16 protein-coding genes are annotated in these 17,536 nt (G+C 36.6%); 11 read left to right on the top strand and 5 right to left on the bottom strand.

Features of this window, described 5'->3' with window-relative positions:
• Window positions 1-95 precede the first annotated feature (95 nt).
• The 8 genes from RAH34_RS11735 to RAH34_RS11700 all read left to right on the top strand — a co-directional run bounded on the left by RAH34_RS11735 (window position 96) and on the right by RAH34_RS11700 (window position 9,454).
• Window positions 96-491, top strand: coding sequence for an acyl-CoA thioesterase (locus tag RAH34_RS11735; protein WP_306596266.1), 396 nt, complete (start codon window positions 96-98; stop codon window positions 489-491).
• Window positions 488-1,048 carry an AraC family transcriptional regulator gene (locus RAH34_RS11730; RefSeq protein ID WP_114821880.1) on the top strand — a complete coding sequence of 187 codons (561 nt, stop codon included), beginning with the start codon at window positions 488-490 and terminating at the stop codon, window positions 1,046-1,048. Before RAH34_RS11735 ends, RAH34_RS11730 begins: the two co-directional genes overlap by 4 nt.
• Before the next feature lie 212 nt (window positions 1,049-1,260).
• Window positions 1,261-4,128: a heavy metal translocating P-type ATPase gene (locus RAH34_RS11725; RefSeq protein ID WP_306596265.1), complete on the top strand. Its 2,868-nt coding sequence runs from the start codon at window positions 1,261-1,263 to the stop codon at window positions 4,126-4,128.
• A 4-nt stretch (window positions 4,129-4,132) separates the two neighbouring features.
• Complete coding sequence (locus RAH34_RS11720) at window positions 4,133-4,861, top strand: DUF72 domain-containing protein (protein WP_306596264.1); 729 nt, start codon at window positions 4,133-4,135, stop codon at window positions 4,859-4,861.
• Between the two features lie 295 nt (window positions 4,862-5,156).
• The gene (locus RAH34_RS11715) at window positions 5,157-6,026 is read left to right on the top strand and encodes a polysaccharide deacetylase family protein (RefSeq protein WP_114821883.1); all 870 of its coding nucleotides are present in this window, start codon (window positions 5,157-5,159) and stop codon (window positions 6,024-6,026) included.
• A gap of 64 nt (window positions 6,027-6,090) precedes the next feature.
• Window positions 6,091-6,750 carry a YggS family pyridoxal phosphate-dependent enzyme gene (locus tag RAH34_RS11710; RefSeq protein WP_306596263.1) on the top strand — a complete coding sequence of 220 codons (660 nt, stop codon included), beginning with the start codon at window positions 6,091-6,093 and terminating at the stop codon, window positions 6,748-6,750.
• Between the two features lie 56 nt (window positions 6,751-6,806).
• On the top strand, window positions 6,807-7,991 hold the full coding sequence (locus tag RAH34_RS11705) for a sigma-54 dependent transcriptional regulator (RefSeq protein ID WP_306596262.1): 1,185 nt from the start codon (window positions 6,807-6,809) through the stop codon (window positions 7,989-7,991).
• 101 nt (window positions 7,992-8,092) lie between these two features.
• Window positions 8,093-9,454 (top strand): MATE family efflux transporter, encoded by a 1,362-nt coding sequence (locus tag RAH34_RS11700; protein WP_114821886.1) that lies wholly within the window; start codon window positions 8,093-8,095, stop codon window positions 9,452-9,454.
• 165 nt (window positions 9,455-9,619) lie between these two features.
• Here RAH34_RS11700 and RAH34_RS11695 read toward each other — a convergent pair whose 3' ends face one another.
• Together RAH34_RS11695 and RAH34_RS11690 are read right to left on the bottom strand one after the other, a co-directional pair.
• Complete coding sequence (locus RAH34_RS11695) at window positions 9,620-10,123, bottom strand: GNAT family N-acetyltransferase (protein WP_306596261.1); 504 nt, start codon at window positions 10,121-10,123, stop codon at window positions 9,620-9,622.
• Between the two features lie 341 nt (window positions 10,124-10,464).
• The gene (locus RAH34_RS11690) at window positions 10,465-11,028 is read right to left on the bottom strand and encodes a Crp/Fnr family transcriptional regulator (protein WP_306596260.1); all 564 of its coding nucleotides are present in this window, start codon (window positions 11,026-11,028) and stop codon (window positions 10,465-10,467) included.
• A gap of 76 nt (window positions 11,029-11,104) precedes the next feature.
• On the opposite strand from RAH34_RS11690, the gene RAH34_RS11685 reads away from it, so the two are divergent.
• Entirely contained in the window at window positions 11,105-11,794 is a 690-nt protein-coding gene (locus RAH34_RS11685) for an HAD family hydrolase (RefSeq protein WP_306596259.1), read from the top strand.
• A gap of 136 nt (window positions 11,795-11,930) precedes the next feature.
• Here RAH34_RS11685 and RAH34_RS11680 read toward each other — a convergent pair whose 3' ends face one another.
• The 3 genes from RAH34_RS11680 to era form a co-directional block, all read right to left on the bottom strand.
• Window positions 11,931-14,333, bottom strand: a complete 2,403-nt coding sequence (locus RAH34_RS11680; protein ID WP_306596258.1) for a prolyl oligopeptidase family serine peptidase — start codon at window positions 14,331-14,333, stop codon at window positions 11,931-11,933.
• A gap of 314 nt (window positions 14,334-14,647) precedes the next feature.
• A complete protein-coding gene (locus tag RAH34_RS11675) occupies window positions 14,648-15,076 on the bottom strand; it encodes a DoxX family protein (protein WP_114821891.1) in 429 nt (142 codons plus the stop codon).
• 68 nt (window positions 15,077-15,144) lie between these two features.
• Window positions 15,145-16,020 carry a GTPase Era gene (gene era, locus RAH34_RS11670; RefSeq protein WP_062670247.1) on the bottom strand — a complete coding sequence of 292 codons (876 nt, stop codon included), beginning with the start codon at window positions 16,018-16,020 and terminating at the stop codon, window positions 15,145-15,147.
• A 311-nt stretch (window positions 16,021-16,331) separates the two neighbouring features.
• On the opposite strand from era, the gene RAH34_RS11665 reads away from it, so the two are divergent.
• Window positions 16,332-16,895 (top strand): Crp/Fnr family transcriptional regulator, encoded by a 564-nt coding sequence (locus tag RAH34_RS11665; RefSeq protein ID WP_114821892.1) that lies wholly within the window; start codon window positions 16,332-16,334, stop codon window positions 16,893-16,895.
• Between the two features lie 231 nt (window positions 16,896-17,126).
• On the top strand, window positions 17,127-17,459 hold the full coding sequence (locus RAH34_RS11660; protein WP_089691156.1) for a multidrug efflux SMR transporter: 333 nt from the start codon (window positions 17,127-17,129) through the stop codon (window positions 17,457-17,459).
• Window positions 17,460-17,536 lie beyond the last annotated feature (77 nt).

Genomic DNA, 17,536 nt, shown 5'->3' with positions numbered 1-17,536 from the left:
GAGAAAATGAATGATTCTTTTCAGATCAATAAATACTATTCTTTTGAAAAGATCAGCTTTTAACACTAAATTTGTACTGCAAATTATTAAAAGATATGAACTACCATACCAGAAAATGGGTGAAACCCGAAGATTTAAACCCCAATCATTCACTTTTCGGAGGAAGACTTCTTCAATGGATTGATGAAGAAGCTGCGCTTTATGCTATTATTCAGTTGGAAAACACAAAAGTAGTCACAAAATTTATTTCTGAAATCAACTTTGTCAGCTCAGCCAAACAAGGCGATATTATAGAAATAGGAATTGAAGCTACTCATTTCGGCTCTTCTTCCATTACTTTAAGATGTGATGTACGAAACAAAATGACTCATCAAACCATCATTACCGTAGAAAGAATTGTCATGGTAAATCTTAACGATGAAGGCAATCCTGCTCCTCATGGGAAAACCCAGATAGAATTCGTAAAAGACAGGTTAAACAACAGCCTATGAAGATTTTCATAAAGAATATGGTCTGCAACAGATGCATTGCGGCAGTAGAAAATATTTTCCGTAATGCAGATGTAAAGATCACAAATATCTTACTGGGAGAAGTAGAAACGGAAGCTGATGTTTCTCCTGAAAAAATGCAACTCATAGAAAAAGGACTGCTTGATACAGGTTTTGAAAGGATTATGGATTCTGCGCATCAGACTGTAGAAAAAATCAAAAACCTGATCATTGTAAAAATAAGCGACCTTGATATCCCGGAAGACTTTCTGCTTTCCGAATTTCTAAGTTCAAAACTTCACAAGGATTACAGTGCTCTCTCCAAGACATTTTCTCAAAACGAAAATATCACATTAGAGCAATTCTTTATTCTTCAGAAAATAGAAAAGGTAAAAGAACTTCTTTTATACAACGAATTCAACCTTACTGAAATTGCAGGAAAGCTTGGTTATAAAAGTGTACAGCATCTTTCTTCCCAGTTCCGCAATGTGACCGGATTCACTCCCACTGAATTCAAAAAACTCAAAGAACACAATCGCAAAGCGCTTGATAATCTTTAATACGTTTGAGTGTTTGAGCGTTTAGGGGTATAGGAGTTAAATATTCCTATCACATGTACAAACACTCAAACACTCAAACACTCACACCCTACAACACTCAAACTCTTATACTCTCAAACTCTCCCACTCACCTAATTTTATAACTATTATCCTTAAATTTATAACAACCTTAGGTTTCCATTTTGGAAATTTGTAGTATAAATTTAAGAATCATGGAACAACAGTATAAAATACTCGGAATGACCTGTTCCGGCTGCCAGAAAAAAATTTCAAATCAACTGAACAGTGTTGATGGTGTTAAAGCCGATGTAAATCTGGAAACCCATACCGCCACCATTACTTCTGATCATGAAGTGAAACTTTCAGTATTAAATGATGCTCTGGCTGAGATAGGAAAATACAGACTTGAAGATCCCGGTCATCCTGAAACAGCCTTTGTAAAACCTCAGGACCGTGTATCTCCATCTTCGGTATACTATTGTCCAATGGAATGTGAAGGAGATAAAGTATATTTCAAACAGGGCGAAAGATGTCCTGTATGCAAAATGTATCTGGTTCCTATTGAAGAAAAGCTGGCTAAAGATCCTAATCACAAACCAACCTATTCATCAACCAATCTTCCAGAAAACTTTAAAGATAGTATCGGAAAGCATTATTGTCCGATGTTTTGCGAAGGGGATAAAGTATACGATGAGAAAGGCAGCTGCCCTGTCTGTCATATGGATTTAGAGCCAATTACTGAAGAACTCGCTCAAAAAGCAACCTCACATCAGCATCACGCTCATTCCCATTCTCATTCTCACCATCATCACGACCATAGCCATCATCATGAAACTCCTAAAGTAACTGATGAAATGGCAGGCAGGTATTACTGTCCAATGTACTGTGAAGGCGATAAAACCTACGACTCCAATGTAGGATGTCCGGTTTGCGGAATGGATCTTGTAAAATATCCCGAAAAGAAAACCGCAAAATACACATGTCCTATGCACCCGGAAATCATCCGTGACGAACCGGGAGACTGTCCGATATGTGGAATGGATCTCGTAAGAATGCCTGACAGCGGTGATGATGACGAAGATGAAACCTATACGATATTAAAAAGAAAGTTCATTCTTTCACTTGTTTTTACCATTCCGGTTTTCATTCTTTCAATGGGAGGAATGTTGATCAACTTCCCTTTCTCTCATCAGATCCAGGGATTTATTGAACTTGCTTTAACAATTCCGGTGATGTTTTATTCAGGATGGTTTCTGTTGAAAAGAGGATGGGTTTCCTTCAAAACATGGAACCTGAATATGTTCAGTCTTATTGCTCTGGGAGTTGCTGCAGCATTTATTTTCAGTATTGTTGCTCTGATATTTCCAGACATTATTCCACATGAAATTCGTGGGCACAATCATGAAATCCCGTTGTATTTTGAGGCAGTCTGCGTGATTCTAACCCTTGTCATTTTAGGCCAGCTGATGGAAGCAGCAGCTCATAAAAAAACAGGAAATGCCATCAAAGAATTAATGAACCTTTCACCTGATGAAGCCAACCTGATGGTAAACGGTGAAGAAAAGAAAGTGCTGCTTTCTCAGGTAAAAATAGGCGACTTATTAAAAGTAAAACCAGGCGAAAAAATTCCTGTGGACGGAAAAATTACCGAGGGAAATTCTATTGTAGATGAAAGTATGATTACCGGAGAACCTGTTCCTGTTGAAAAAAATGTTGACGATAAAGTATCTTCAGGAACCATAAATGGCAATCAGGTATTCATTATGAAGGCAGAAAAGGTAGGTGATGAAACCCTTCTTTCCCAAATCATTAAAATGGTGAATGAAGCCAGCCGCAGCAAAGCTCCTATCCAGAAACTTACAGATAAGGTTTCAAAAGTATTTGTCCCTGTAGTCATTCTTATTGCAGTTCTTACGTTCATCCTGTGGCAGTTTTTCGGTCCGGAAGGAAAAAGAACCTTATTTGCTTTTGTAAATGCTGTTGCAGTTTTAATTGTGGCTTGTCCCTGTGCCCTTGGACTGGCCACTCCAATGTCTTTAATGGTTGGAATCGGGAAAGGTGCTAAAAACGGAATCCTGATCAAAAATGCAGAAGCTCTTGAGCAGATGAATAAAGTAAATGTTCTGATTACCGATAAAACAGGAACTTTAACAGAAGGGAAACCTTCAGTAGAACATATTGAAACCATAAACGGGGATCAGCATCAGATTTTAAAACTGGCTTTTTCTTTGAATCAAAATTCTGAACATCCACTTTCCAATGCCGTAATAAAAAGAGCAAAAGAAGAGAATCTGACGGCTGAAAAAGTAGAACAGTTTGAGAATATCTCCGGAAAAGGAGTGAAAGGAAATATCAACGGTAAGATTGCTTATCTTGGAAATGAAAGTCTCCTGACCTCCCATCAGATTATGATTCCTGACAGCTTAAAACAGAAAGCAGTAGAAGTTCAGTCTAAAGCCCACACGATATCCTATATCGCACAGGATCAGCAGGTACTGGGATTCGTAAGCTTTACAGATAAAATCAAAGAAAGCTCGAAAAAAGCTGTTAAGCAGTTGCTGAGTGAAGGAATAGACGTTATCATGATGACAGGAGATAATGAACATACCGCAAAAGCTGTTGCTGATGAATTAGGAATCAAACATTTCAAAGCCAACTGTCTTCCTGAAGATAAGCTGAATGAGGTAAAGAAACTCCAACAGCAGGGTAAAATCGTAGCGATGACCGGAGACGGAATCAATGACTCTCCTGCCCTTGCCCAATCTGATGTGGGAATTGCCATGGGAACAGGAACAGATGTTGCGATTGAAAGTGCTGAAATTACTTTACTGAAAGGAGATATCTTAGGCGTTGCAAAAGCTAAATTGCTTAGTGAAAAACTTCTCAAAAACATTAAAGAGAATCTGTTCTTCGCATTCATCTATAATGTACTGGGCGTTCCGGTTGCGGCAGGATTATTGTATCCATTCTTTGGAATTCTTTTATCACCAATGATTGCAGCTGCAGCCATGAGCTTCAGTTCCCTGTCTGTGATACTGAATTCATTGAGATTAAACTCCGTGGATCTGGATATAAAATAATAACATGACAAAAGAAAATCTTTACATAGGATGTTCGGGATTTTACAATAACGACTGGAAAGGGTCTTTATATCCTGAAAATGCCCAAAGTAAAGATTTTCTTTCTTTATACTCAACCACATTCAATGCCGTAGAAATCAATTCTACTTTTTATAGAAAACCAACTTCAAAAACACTGACGAAGTGGCATGATGAAACACCTGACGATTTCAGATTTTTCATTAAAATTCCAAAGGCTATTACGCATCAAAACCGGCTTGAAAATTCCAAAGATGAGATTGCTCTCTTCTGCAACCACATTCAGGACAGTCTGAAAGATAAGCTTTCCGGATTTCTGTACCAACTTCCTCCTTCCTTTAAAAACACAGCAGAAAATACAGAGCGGATCATTGATAATATTGATCACAGATTTCTTAACGTCATTGAATTCCGCCACAACTCATGGTGGCAAAAGGAAATTTTTGATCTTTTAAAAAAGCACAATATTATTTTCTCAGGGGTCAGTTTTCCCGGCAATCTTCCCGAAGATCTTATTATTAATCATCCGGAAATACTCTATTACAGGCTTCATGGAAAACCTGTTCTTTACAAATCAGAATATAGTAAAGATTTCATGGATGCATTAGCCGAAAAGATTAAAAATACCACGCAAACCTCATTTATTTTCTTCAATAATACCTGGGGAACAGCAGCTATCAAAAATTCCCTGTACTTAAAAAGCATTCTAACATAATAGACGGGCTGTAATGATTTGATTTTGTTAAAATAAAATAATTCCCCGTCAATTGAAGAATATTAAAATCTTAACAGACATAGAAAAATACTATCGTTTTCACATTTATAAATGTTAAATTTTAAAGAAAAGAAAATCATAAATTTACAATTCGTCAGGTAATGGAAATCTCCCTTAAAATAAAGTTCTTAAAATAAACTTAAAAAGAAAAAACACTGCACAGCTTGGCATATAATTTGTTAATTTTCAACTGTTATTTTTAACGATTTTTAACAATTTAAATTCCATTATCTTTATGAGAAAAATTTTTGCGGGAAAGTCAAGAAATATGACTTTTCTCGGGATGGTTGCATTGATGAGTGCAACTTCAGCATTACTGAACAGCTGTAATTTCAAAAATGAAGTGAATACTGACCCCGTCGTCAGTTCACAGGAACATCCTTCCGCAGAAATAGTCCCCGATAATAAGGAAGAAGAAAGTGTAGACCCGGATAAAAGAGTAATTTATCTTACTTTCGATGACGGCCCCAATCAGGGGACAGAAAACCTTTTAAAAATCCTGGACAAGAGAAATGTTTGTGCCACTGCCTTTCTGGTAGGAAAACATGCTTATGGAAGTAAAAGACAAAAAGACGATCTTCTGCTTTTGAAGCAGAACCCTCTTGTAGAACTTGCCAATCACAGTTTCACGCATGCCCATAACAAATACACTGATTTTTATAAAAATGCACAGGCTGTAGTTCACGATTTTGATATCGCCAAAGACAGTCTGAAGCTTACCGATAAAATAGCAAGAACTCCGGGAAGAAATATCTGGAGACTCAACAATATTAACGTAACAGATATCAAAAGCTCAACAGCTGCAGCAGATGGTCTTAAAAAAGCAGGTTACAAAGTAATTGGCTGGGATCTTGAATGGAGACCTTCTCAAAAAATGACTTTAAAAGGAAGTCATGAAGCCATGATCAAGAAAGTAGACAGTATTTTCCTGAACGACCTGGAAAAGACTTCAAGACACCTGGTATTCCTTACCCATGACCAGTATCTGAGAGATGCAGACTCTATCAATGAACTGGATATGTTTATTGAAAAATTGCAGAAGAGCAACAAGTTTGTCTTCAGAAAAATCTCTCAGTATCCCAAGATCAATGAGGTTTTGAATTAATAACCACTTCAGACCTGATATCACTACACTTTGAACATTCGGAGAATTTTCGGACATTTGTATTATGAGTATTAAAGAGAACTACAACGCTATAAAAAACCAGCTGCCATCCAATGTGCAGCTGGTTGCTGTTTCTAAAACCCATCCGGTTTCTGCAGTACAGGAAGTATATGATCTTGGGCAAAAGGTTTTTGGAGAAAATAAAGTACAGGAGCTGATGGAAAAAGCCCCTCTCCTTCCTCAGGATATCCAATGGCATGTGATTGGTCATTTACAGACCAACAAAGTGAAGTACATTGCTCCTTTTATAGATACCATACAAAGTGTGGATTCTGAAAAATTATTGACAGAAATCAATAAAGAAGCAGGAAAACACAACAGGAAAATTAAAGTTCTCCTACAGGTAAAAATTGCGGCAGAAGAAAGCAAGTTCGGACTTGAAATTTCTGAGGCAAAAGATCTCTTCCAACAATGTATTGCAGGTAATTTTCCCAATGTGGAAATGACTGGTTTAATGGGAATGGCAACATTCACCGATGACCAGCAGCAGGTTAGAAATGAGTTTTCAACCCTTAAGAAGCTTTTTGATGAATTAAATCAACTAAAAACACTAAATACCTTATCAATGGGAATGAGTGACGATTTCCCGATAGCGATCGAGTGTGGAGCTAACTCCGTGAGGGTTGGATCTGCCATTTTTGGGAGAAGAGACTACTCCAAATAGAATATTTAGGTACAGTTTTTGCTAATAATTGAAACAAAAAATTTAAATTTGCAACTATGCAAAAAATCCTTATAGTAGAAGACGAAAAAGCAATCTCGGGAGTACTTCACAGTATTCTTTCGGATGAACTCACCGATTATGAATTTGTTATTGCCGAAGATGGCCTTGAAGGTTACAAACAGGTAGAAAAAGAAGATTTCGCATTGGTGATTTCTGATATTAAAATGCCAAAGCTTTCAGGAACCGAGCTTTTGAAACAAAGTCTTGCCTTAAAACCAGAAACTACTTTTATCATGATCTCAGGACACGCAGACATCGATTCCGCTGTTTCCTGTTTGAAAGAGGGTGCATATGATTTTATTTCCAAACCCATTGATATCAACAGACTTATTACAAGTGTAAAAAATGCATTGGTGAAAGAAACCCTGAAGAAAGAAAATAAGAATCTTCAGACGGAAAATAAAACCTTAAAGAGAAAAGTAAGTAAGAAATACCAGATGATTGGTACTTCTCCTGCTCTGCAAAAGATTCAGGATATGATTGAAAAGGTAGCAGCTTCTGATGCGAGAGTTCTGATTACAGGACCCAACGGTGCGGGAAAAGAGCTGGTAGCTCATGAAATCCATAATCAGAGTGACCGTGCAAGAGGTCCTATGGTGGAGGTCAACTGTGCTGCTATTCCTTCTGAACTTATTGAATCTGAACTTTTCGGACACGTAAAAGGATCTTTTACCGGGGCTATTAAAGATAAACAGGGAAAATTTGAGCAGGCTAATGGTGGTACGATCTTCCTGGATGAGATTGGAGATATGAGCCTTATTGCTCAGGCTAAGGTATTGAGAGCACTTCAGGAAAGCAAAGTTTCTCCTGTGGGAAGTGATAAAGAAATTAAAGTTGACGTAAGAGTAATTGCGGCAACCAATAAAAATATGCAGAAAGAAATTGAGGAAGGAAAATTCAGAGAAGACCTTTACCACAGACTTTCTGTTATTGAAATCTATGTTCCACCGTTGGATGAAAGAAAAGAAGATATCAAATTATTGGTTGAGCATTTTTCGGGTATGATTGCTGATGAGCATGGTACTGCTGCGAAAAAGTTTGACGATAAAGCTATTGATGCTTTAAAAGCACTTTCGTGGACTGGAAATATCAGGGAGTTAAGGAATGTTGTCGAGAGGCTGATTATTCTTGGTGGAAACACTGTTTCCGAAGGTGACGTTGCAAGTTTTGTAAGGAAATAATACCTTATTATTTACCATATTATAAAAATTTGCAGTGTTACCACTGCAAATTTTTTTTTTGACCTTATTTGAATAATAAACTATATGAATCTTAAAATATTATGAACTTTTTAAACAAAAATTATACAAAAGAATGCCTGACTTTGGCTCTGCCTGTAATGCTTACTCAGGTGGGGCAAGTTTCAGTAAACTTATTTGATAATATTATTGTCGGTAAATTGTTGGGTGCTGATGCCCTGGCATCAGTTTCATTGGGAAACGCTGTGTTTTTCTCCATATTTGTATTAGCACTGGGCTTTTCATTTGCGATCCCGCCATTGGTTTCGGAAGCGCATTCAAAACAGGATCACGCTACAATCAATTCTGTGTTCAGCCACGGTTTTATTATCAATATGTCGGTTGGGATTATCCTGATGGTCATTCTCCTTTTAGGAATGCCGCTGCTCTATCATTCCGGACAACCCGCTAAGATTATTCCTGATACGGTAAGCTTTTTAAGCATCATGGTGATCAGTATGATTCCATTCATGGCATTTCAGACGCTTCGTGAAGTTTCTGAAGGTTTATCCTATACCATTGGAGTGACCAAAGCAACCATTATTGCCAATATCATCAATATTGCCTTAAACTATGTCTTCATCAAAGGACTTTGGGGAATTCCGGCAATGGGGGTAAAAGGATCTGCACTGGCTACTCTGATTTCCAGAATTTTCATGGTGGTTTTTCTTTATTTTGTTTTGGTGAAAGAAGAAAGAACAAGACGTTATATCAAAGATTTCTCTTTAAAAATTCAGGATTTCTCAAAGCAGATGTTTGATAAAATGGTGAGACTCGGATTACCTACAGCTTTACAGATGTTTTTTGAAGTAACCGCGTTTGCCGGAGCAGCATTTATCTGTGGACTGATTTCTGCTCACGATATTGCTTCTCACCAGATTGCTTTAAGCATGGCTTCATTTACCTTCAATTTATGTGTAGGATTCAGTGTTGCCTCTACGGTCATGATTGGTAGAAAACTGGGTGAACAGAATTTTGTGGAACTGAGAAAGGTAGGAATCAACAACCTGAAAATTGCCTTTATTTTTATGTGTATCTGCGGATTGGTATTTATTTTAGGCAGAAATATTCTTCCTACCTTCTTCACCAAAAAAGAAGAAGTAGAAGTTATTACCCTGGCTGCAAAACTGATGATCATCGCTGCATTATTCCAACTTTCTGATGGAATTCAGGTAACCGCTTTGGGAATGCTGAGAGGGTTACAGGATGTTAAAATTCCTTCTATTTATACCTTCATTGCCTATTGGGTAATCACTATTCCTTTAGGATACTTCTTCTGTGTTACTTTGGAAATGGGTGCATTCGGAATGTGGATCGCACTGGGACTGGGATTAACGGTTTCCGCTGTTTTCCTGGTGAAACGATTCCTGAATATGTCTGCAAAAAGAATTAAGCAGAATTCATAAAAGCAAAAAAGCTGTTTCAATTTGAGACAGCTTTTTTTATTCTTCTTAAAACAGAACGTTGAATTATGTCCTTTCTTACATCTACAGGATTATGTGTATTTTCTAAACACCAATAGCACAAATTAATTCACAAATAGACACAAGGTATTTATTTTCATGTTCTATTTAATCTATCCTCTTCCCTAAAATCTTCAGACTTCTTTCCACACCATCCAGAATCGCTACATTAGGAAGACTTCCCCAATCTTCAAATCCAAAATGCCTGAATAGTTTTAAACTTGGCTCATTATGAAGGAAAATAAGCGCTACAAGGTTTTTTACTCCAAACTTTCCAGCGTTATCAATGCAATACTGAAGAATGGTTTTCCCATATCCTTTGCCTCTGGAGGTTTCATCCAGATAAATGCTCACTTCTACCGTACCACTGTAAGCTGCTCTTTCATGGAATGAACTGAAGCTTACCCAACCAACGGTTTGCTTCTGGTCATCTTCAACTATCCAAAGAGGTCTTGTCTGAGAATTATGTTCTTCAAACCACTTTAACTTGCTTTCTACAGAGACTTCTTCCATATCTGCAGTGACCATTCTTGAAGCAATGGTTGAGTTGTAGATGGCTACGATTTTATTTAAATCTGCCAACTCAGCATTTCTGAATTTTAATTTTTCCATGAATATTAGATTCAACTAATTCTAATACAAAAATACAAATTTTTAAAAACACCCTGTAGATTTCATGTATTTTATCCAAATTTTAATATTAAAACAGAAAAACCCCTTGAAATAACACCAACACCCACATCTCTTTTAATTTTTTTTGAAATAAGCAAGGCGCAATAAGATTGAAAGCTAGAATATTTTTAAGGCGCAACGATTTTACCTCGCATAAAATTAAATTCTGATCATTTTATTGCTCGAGGATTATGCTGATTAAGATCGCTAGTGAAAAATCTGCGCAATCTCCTCAATCTGTGGGAAAAATTACCGTAATTCCATTAGCATATTCAACAAAATTATTTCAAATCTTTTAAAATTCTATTTAAACTTCTTACTGCAATTCCGAGATAGGCAGCCATATCTTCTTTGGAAATTTGAATATTTTGCTTAGACTGCATTTGAAGCAACTGTTTCAAAGTATGTTCTACCGTATAGAGTTGCTGATAGGATGCTCTGCTGGATGTATTAATAATCCGTTCTGCGAAAGACTCTAAAAGAAGATGGTTCAGCACAAGATCATTTTTAATCAAAGATTTAAAAGCAGGAATCTTTACAGCATATACGGTAACTTCCGAGAGCGCTTCAATGCTGCATAAGCAATTGATATTCTTGATAAGCTCTACTTCTCCTATTACCTCACCGCTTCCCAGAAATTCTACAATGTATTCTTTTCCATTCTCTTCCACGAAATAACATTTGACAATGCCTTCTTTGATCAGCATGACATGAGAAAGCTGATGATCCTGTACCAGTATTCTATCCCCTGCAGAGAAAGGTTTTACTATAATATCATCACTATCATTCTGCTTTTTATACAGTTCATCCAGATAGTTTAAAAATGTCTGATTCGTTCTTAGCATATTCACCCGGGACAAATGTCCTTTTCTTATTGACTTTTTATATTGAATTTTGCGGACAGAAAATTACAAAACAAAAATGAATAATCATATTACTACGATTGCCTTTGATGCAGATGACACGCTTTGGATCAACGAACCTTATTTTCAGGAAGCAGAAAAAGAATTCTGTATACTCCTTGAGAATTATCTTCCACAACATTCGGTATCACAGGAATTGTTTACAACAGAAATGCAGAATCTCCATTTGTATGGCTATGGCGTAAAAGGATTTATGCTGTGTATGATTGAAACCATCACTAGAGTTTCTAATAATACAGCGTCATTGGAGTTGGTTAACAAAGCTATTCATCTGGGTCAGGAGCTTCTTCAGAAACCAATAGAATTATTGGATGGTGTTACTGAAACCCTTGAAAGCTTAAAGGGAAAATATAGACTGGTTGTTGCCACAAAAGGCGATTTGCTGGATCAGGAACGTAAACTGAAAAATTCAGGATTACAGGATTATTTTCATCATATTGAAATCATGAGTGACAAAAAAGAACACGACTACAAAAAGCTTTTGAAACATCTCGACTGCCAACCTGAAAACTTTCTGATGCTTGGAAATTCTATCAAATCAGATGTTCTGCCGGTATTAGAAATCGGTGGTTATGCTGCTCATATTCCTTATCATGTCACCTGGAGTCATGAACAGCATGATGTAAACCTGGAACATCCTAATTTTATAGAGCTTACAAGTATTAATGAAATTCTGAAGCATCTTTAATTTTTAAAACCATTAAGTTTTATTAAGAGGATAAGATCATTAAGATGAGCTTCACTTTAAGTTTTAATACAACTTCCTTATTATATTTTTTAATCAAAAAAAGAGACTGTTTATAGCAAACAGTCTCTTTTGTCATTTATTTCTTCAAACACTTTTCAAGGAACTGATCCTGTTCCCATAAAACGTGTAAGATATTTTCTTTCGCCTGGTAACTGTGGGCTTCTTTAGGAAGAAGAACCATTTTCACCGGAGCTCCAAGATTTTTCAGTGCCTGGAAGTATCTTTCCGTCTGCAATGTAAATGTTCCCGGATTATTATCTGCATCCCCATGAATCAGAAGAAGCGGTGTCTTCATTTTGTCTGCATGCATGAACGGAGACATTGTGTTGTAAATTTCCGGAACATCCCAATAATTTCTCTGCTCACTCTGGAATCCGAATGGTGTCAGCGTTCTGTTATAAGCACCACTTCTTGCAATTCCACAGGCAAAAAGGTTAGAATGGGTCAGAAGGTTTGCCGTCATAAATGCACCGTAGGAATGTCCTCCTACAGCCACTTTCTTTTTGTCGATATATCCTAAATGGTCTACCGCATCAATGGCGGCCGCTGCATTGGCTACGAGCTGAGGAATAAATGTATCATTAGGTTCTGTTTTTCCTTCTCCGATAATCGGGAAAGCAGCATCATCAAGAACAGCGTACCCTTTCGTCGTCCAGTATACAAAAGATCCGTAGTAAGGAAATGTAAAATCGTTAGGGTTTTGGGTATTCTGCCCTGCCGTATTTTTATCTTTATATTCTGTAGGGTAAGCCCAAATTAACAGAGGAAGTTTCTCTTTTTTTGCTTTTCTGTCATAATTGGCAGGAAGATAAAGAGTTCCCGTTAACGTAACACCATCATTTCTTTTGTAAGTAATCACTTCTTTGTAAACATCTTTGATGCTTTCAAAAGGATTGGCAAAGTTGGTGACAGCTTCTGCTTTGCTGGATTTAATATTCTTTTTAAAGTAATTAGGGTACAGGCTTGGTGACTGCTGAGTTGTAAGAATTTCACCTTTTGATGCATTAAGAATATCAATGATTTCTTCTTTACCATTTTTTACATTCGAAGTGTAAAGTCTTTTCTTTTTCAGGGATTTTACATCCATTTCATCAATAAAAGGATGCTGTCCGTCTTTGGTAAACCCATCTCCTATCAGATAAGCTTTTCCACCTTTCATATCAATCACATATCTTCCGTACTGATTCTTCGTAGTGTTAAAGTTTCCGGGGTCACTATAAACATCCTGGTAATTCCGGTCATCGAAAACTTTAGATTCTCCGTTGTTGAGATCCAGCAAATATGATTTTGTATTTCTTGTGTCATACCAGCCTTCAGAAACAATGGCATAATGATCATTAGTCCAGACTACGTCTCTATATCTTTGTTTTGTTTTGAAAAAGGATTTAGGAGATGCTGTAAACGGAGCTTCCCAGGTAAATATCTCATCTCTGAAATCTGCGCTTTTAGACTGATCTCCTCCATCCAAAGCTTCAGCAAAGGTAAGAGTGGCAGGAGCATCACTTCTCCATGCCATACTTCTTTTTCCGGTTCTTACAGAGGAGAATCCTTTTGGCATGATTTCATTCAAAGGAACATCATTTACTGTTTTTACAGTATTTCCTTTCATATCATAGACCAATGTTGCTGATGGAAATCTGCTGAGCGGCACTATGTAGGAGAATGGTTTTTTAATCACGGTAGCCAACAGGTAATTTCCGTCCGGAGAAAAACTTAAGCCGGCATACATATCCTGATCTTTCAGTTTCTTAAGATTTCCTGTAAGATCTACATTATAAATTTCAGAAGCAGTAAGGGTTTCAAAATTCTTTTCATCCTGAGGGTTCTTCAAAAGATCCTGATAGGTTCTGTTTTGAGAGACTTTACCATCAGCTGTAGAAACAATCGGACCTGTCGGAAGATCTTTGTCTGCATCTATAAGAGCGGCTCTGTTTTGTGGAAGAGTTCTGATCAGAAAGTTTTGAGAGTCATTATACCAAATATAAGGCATTCCTAAGTTGGCGTTCAGATTATCGGCTGTAATTTTTTTGGCAGCTGCAGTTTCCATATCCACAATCCAAAGCTCCACTCCTTTAGCTGTTGTATTGGTAAATGCCAGTTTCTTTTCGTCTGGTGAAAAGGAGACGTAAGCAATTTTTGGATTGGAAGGCAGGTTTTTTACCTGAATCTCATTTTTATCATCGATCTTTCTGATCTTCAGATTATTTGAGTAGGTCATACTGCTTGAAATATTGGTTACCGGATTGATTCTCAGTCCGCCAAGCTTCATTTCATTCTGACTGAGATCTTCCAATGTTTTATATGTAGGGCGATAAGTAAACACTATCCAGTCTTTTTTGCTGTTCATCAGAACACTTGGAGGTCTTTCATAATCTGCCAGTTTTAAAATCTCAGCAGAAGGTTTCTGATACGTAATATTTTCCTGTGCATCGTAAAAATTGAGAAATGCCAGAAGGCAAATAGTCAGTTTTATCTTCATATAAAATTCATTTTCTACGAATGTAGTGAATTTTAAAAGAATTTTAACATTAAAAATAAGACTCCTTTTGGTGTCATATTTATTTTTTGTTACATTGATCTTACAAATTAAAATAATATGAAAATTATCAAAGGTAAATTTAAAAAAGATCAACGGAGGAAGTGCTCCATTATGCGATTCAGGCTTTATGGCCTGCAGAGTAAGAGATGAAAACGGAGCCCTGATCTGGGAATGTTTGCCTAACTGTAATTATTGATAAGAGAAAAGGCACTTCATTTCTTGAAGTGCCTTCCTTATTTTGTATTGTTGTAAGATTACCAGTCTGAAGCTCTTTTTCTTCTTTCAATCATATGATCTACTGAAGCTTTTCCAGCTCCGATTACCATAAGCAAAAGATAAACGGAAAGATAGATAAGGCTCATTTCTCTTTTTTCGAATGGATCTGCTCCATGCACTACAAAACCTGCAATAATCATTGTAAAGATTAAAAATCCCAGAGCAACTCTTGTAAAAAGCCCCAATATGAGGAGTATTGAACAAACAAATTCAGCAAAAACCGTAAGGATCAATGACACCTGCGGTCCCAATCCCAGAAAATCAAAAAACTCGATTTTACCACCTGCCAGCAGCATCTGAAGTTTTGGAAAGCCATGAGAAAGCATGGCAAAACCTACAAACACTCTCACCACTAATAAAACAATATCTTTAGGTATTGAGCTTGAATTTGAATTATTATAGTTCATGTACTAAAAAATTTATACTAAGGTAGTAAAAAATCTTTTAATACAACGGGATTACAAGCTATTTTAGTCTATCTGTAACCGAAATTTTTAAGATCTCTGTCGTTCTTTCGCCAGTCTTTTTTCACCTTTACAAAAAGGTTTAAATGAATTTTTTTGGTGAAAAACTTCTCAAGGTCTAATCTGGCTTCAGTTCCAACTTTTTTAATCGCTTCTCCTTTGTGCCCGATAATAATTCCTTTTTGGGTATCTCTTTCTACATAAATAATAGAGTCTATAAAGATAATTCCTTCTTTCTCCTTGAACTGTTCAGTCACAACTTCTACAGAGTAAGGAATCTCTTTATCATAGTTCAAAAGAATTTTCTCACGGATGGCCTCATTAACGAAAAATCTTTCAGGTTTATCTGTGTACTGGTCTTTATCGTAGTAAGGTGGATTCTCAGGAAGCAGAGATTTTATTTTAGGTAAAATAACTTCTGTATTGAAGGCATTCAATGCAGAGATAGGTAAAATTTCAGCCTTTGGAATTCTGGCATGCCAGTCTTCTACCAACTTTTCAAGACCTGCCTGGTCCGTCTGATCTACCTTATTTAGGAGAAGAAGTACAGGAACAGGGATTTTATTCAATTTATCAATTAAAAATTCTGATGGTTCTGCTTTATCGGTAACATCTACAATAAACAGGAAAACGTCAGCATCCTGCAAAGAGTCCTTTACAAAATCCATCATTTTCTCCTGCAGTCCGTATTTTGGATCCAATACTCCCGGAGTATCAGAAAATACAATCTGAAGATCATCTTCATTATAAATACCAAAAATTCTGTGGCGGGTTGTCTGAGCTTTCTGCGTTACAATCGCCAACTTCTCTCCCATCAATTGGTTAAGCAAGGTCGATTTTCCCGCATTGGGCTTTCCAACTATATTTACAAATCCAGCTTTGTGCATAAAAATAATATTACGAACTGCAAAGTTAGTAAAACAAAATTGGTCTTTACAGTTAATCTTGATTTTTAAAGAAAAAAGAGAGTTATATTGTGAAATACAGGATTGTAAAAGCTTAAACCACCCCGTCAAAAATTCTTTGAATTTTCGCCACCCCTCCAGAGGAGGGGAATTTTGCTCTTTCCTTTGTAATTTTGACGATAAATAAGTTGAATTCGGAATAATTTTATTACAATATTTCTAATAAAAAATATCCAATAATTTTGTATTGCATTGTCTAAAACTGATATTTTTGACTATTAGAATTCATCTTTATGAATATAGACCAGATTCTTGATAAGGTTTACCTTCTTCCTGAGACCTCAAAAAACAGTTTAAAAGGGCATATCACCGAAGTTTCCCATCCTAAAGGCTTTTGTCTGATGGAAGCTGATAAAGTGATTCCTTATCTCTATTTTATAAGAAAAGGGATCGCACGCGCTTATTCTTCAACAGCTGACAATGATATTACTTTCTGGTTCGGAAGTGAGGGACAATGTATTCTCTCGATGAAAAGCTATGTAGAGGACAAACCTGGCTATGAAAGTATTGAGTTACTTGAAGACTGTGATCTGTACAGAATGGAAACAGAAAACCTAAGAAAACTGTTCAATGAAGATATTCATATTGCCAACTGGGGACGAAAGCTGGCAGAAGCAGAAATGATAAAATCTGAAGAACTGATTATTTCCAGGCAGTTCAAAACTTCTCTGGAACGTTATAAAGATATTATTAATTATCAGCCGGACTTACTTAAAAGAGTTCAGCTGGGTTATATTGCTTCTTATCTTGGAATTACGCAGGTGAGTTTGAGTAGAATACGGGCCGAAATCAAGTAGATTAAAAAATTCTTTGATCCTTAATTTATGTTTGGGCTAAAGCCAACGGAATGATCTTTTATATTATAAGCGGACTAAAGTCCGCTCCTATTGATCTGATGGCAGCCTTCTATTCAAATCCTCCAGCTTCCATCTTCCTTCCTCACAACTATTCTCAATTTCATTTTTTAACAATTGTAAAATTTTTTCTCCTGTCAAATTCTGAAATTTGCAGTAGTAAAATTTTAAAAAATGAATTGGTTAATATTAGTTATCGCAGGATTATTTGAAGTTGCCTTCGCATCATGTCTGGGAAAGGCAAAAGAAACATCCGGAACTGAAATGTACCTTTGGTATGCAGGATTTCTGATCACAATGACAATCAGTATGCTTTTACTGATCAAAGCTACTCAAACTTTGCCTATTGGTACTGCTTATGCTGTATGGACGGGAATCGGAGCTGTGGGAACTGCCTTAATGGGAATTATATTCTTTAAAGATCCTGTAAGTTTCTGGAGAGTATTTTTTATTGTAACGCTTATTGGCTCTGTGGTAGGATTAAAGGCTGTTTCTTCCTCACATTAAAAAGCGCATAAATTTCTATCTATATTTAAAAATGGGAACCGTCTTCGTACTGAAGGCGGTTTTTTTAATCATTTTCA

Origin of the sequence: Chryseobacterium sp. WLY505, from assembly GCF_030846215.1 — a bacterium.
Taxonomy (GTDB): domain Bacteria; phylum Bacteroidota; class Bacteroidia; order Flavobacteriales; family Weeksellaceae; genus Chryseobacterium.
Note: the sequence above shows the minus strand (reverse complement) of the source record. Positions and strands in the feature narration are given on the sequence as shown.

Coding starts and splice junctions, on each gene's coding strand:
- RAH34_RS11695 (WP_306596261.1), bottom strand. CDS start 10,123: ATGGAAAAATTAAAATTCAGAAATGCTGAGTTGGCAGATTTAAATAAA.
- RAH34_RS11735 (WP_306596266.1), top strand. CDS start 96: ATGAACTACCATACCAGAAAATGGGTGAAACCCGAAGATTTAAACCCC.
- RAH34_RS11700 (WP_114821886.1), top strand. CDS start 8,093: ATGAACTTTTTAAACAAAAATTATACAAAAGAATGCCTGACTTTGGCT.
- RAH34_RS11660 (WP_089691156.1), top strand. CDS start 17,127: ATGAATTGGTTAATATTAGTTATCGCAGGATTATTTGAAGTTGCCTTC.
- era (WP_062670247.1), bottom strand. CDS start 16,020: ATGCACAAAGCTGGATTTGTAAATATAGTTGGAAAGCCCAATGCGGGA.
- RAH34_RS11725 (WP_306596265.1), top strand. CDS start 1,261: ATGGAACAACAGTATAAAATACTCGGAATGACCTGTTCCGGCTGCCAG.
- RAH34_RS11720 (WP_306596264.1), top strand. CDS start 4,133: ATGACAAAAGAAAATCTTTACATAGGATGTTCGGGATTTTACAATAAC.
- RAH34_RS11680 (WP_306596258.1), bottom strand. CDS start 14,333: ATGAAGATAAAACTGACTATTTGCCTTCTGGCATTTCTCAATTTTTAC.
- RAH34_RS11710 (WP_306596263.1), top strand. CDS start 6,091: ATGAGTATTAAAGAGAACTACAACGCTATAAAAAACCAGCTGCCATCC.
- RAH34_RS11705 (WP_306596262.1), top strand. CDS start 6,807: ATGCAAAAAATCCTTATAGTAGAAGACGAAAAAGCAATCTCGGGAGTA.
- RAH34_RS11685 (WP_306596259.1), top strand. CDS start 11,105: ATGAATAATCATATTACTACGATTGCCTTTGATGCAGATGACACGCTT.
- RAH34_RS11690 (WP_306596260.1), bottom strand. CDS start 11,028: ATGCTAAGAACGAATCAGACATTTTTAAACTATCTGGATGAACTGTAT.
- RAH34_RS11715 (WP_114821883.1), top strand. CDS start 5,157: ATGAGAAAAATTTTTGCGGGAAAGTCAAGAAATATGACTTTTCTCGGG.
- RAH34_RS11730 (WP_114821880.1), top strand. CDS start 488: ATGAAGATTTTCATAAAGAATATGGTCTGCAACAGATGCATTGCGGCA.
- RAH34_RS11675 (WP_114821891.1), bottom strand. CDS start 15,076: ATGAACTATAATAATTCAAATTCAAGCTCAATACCTAAAGATATTGTT.
- RAH34_RS11665 (WP_114821892.1), top strand. CDS start 16,332: ATGAATATAGACCAGATTCTTGATAAGGTTTACCTTCTTCCTGAGACC.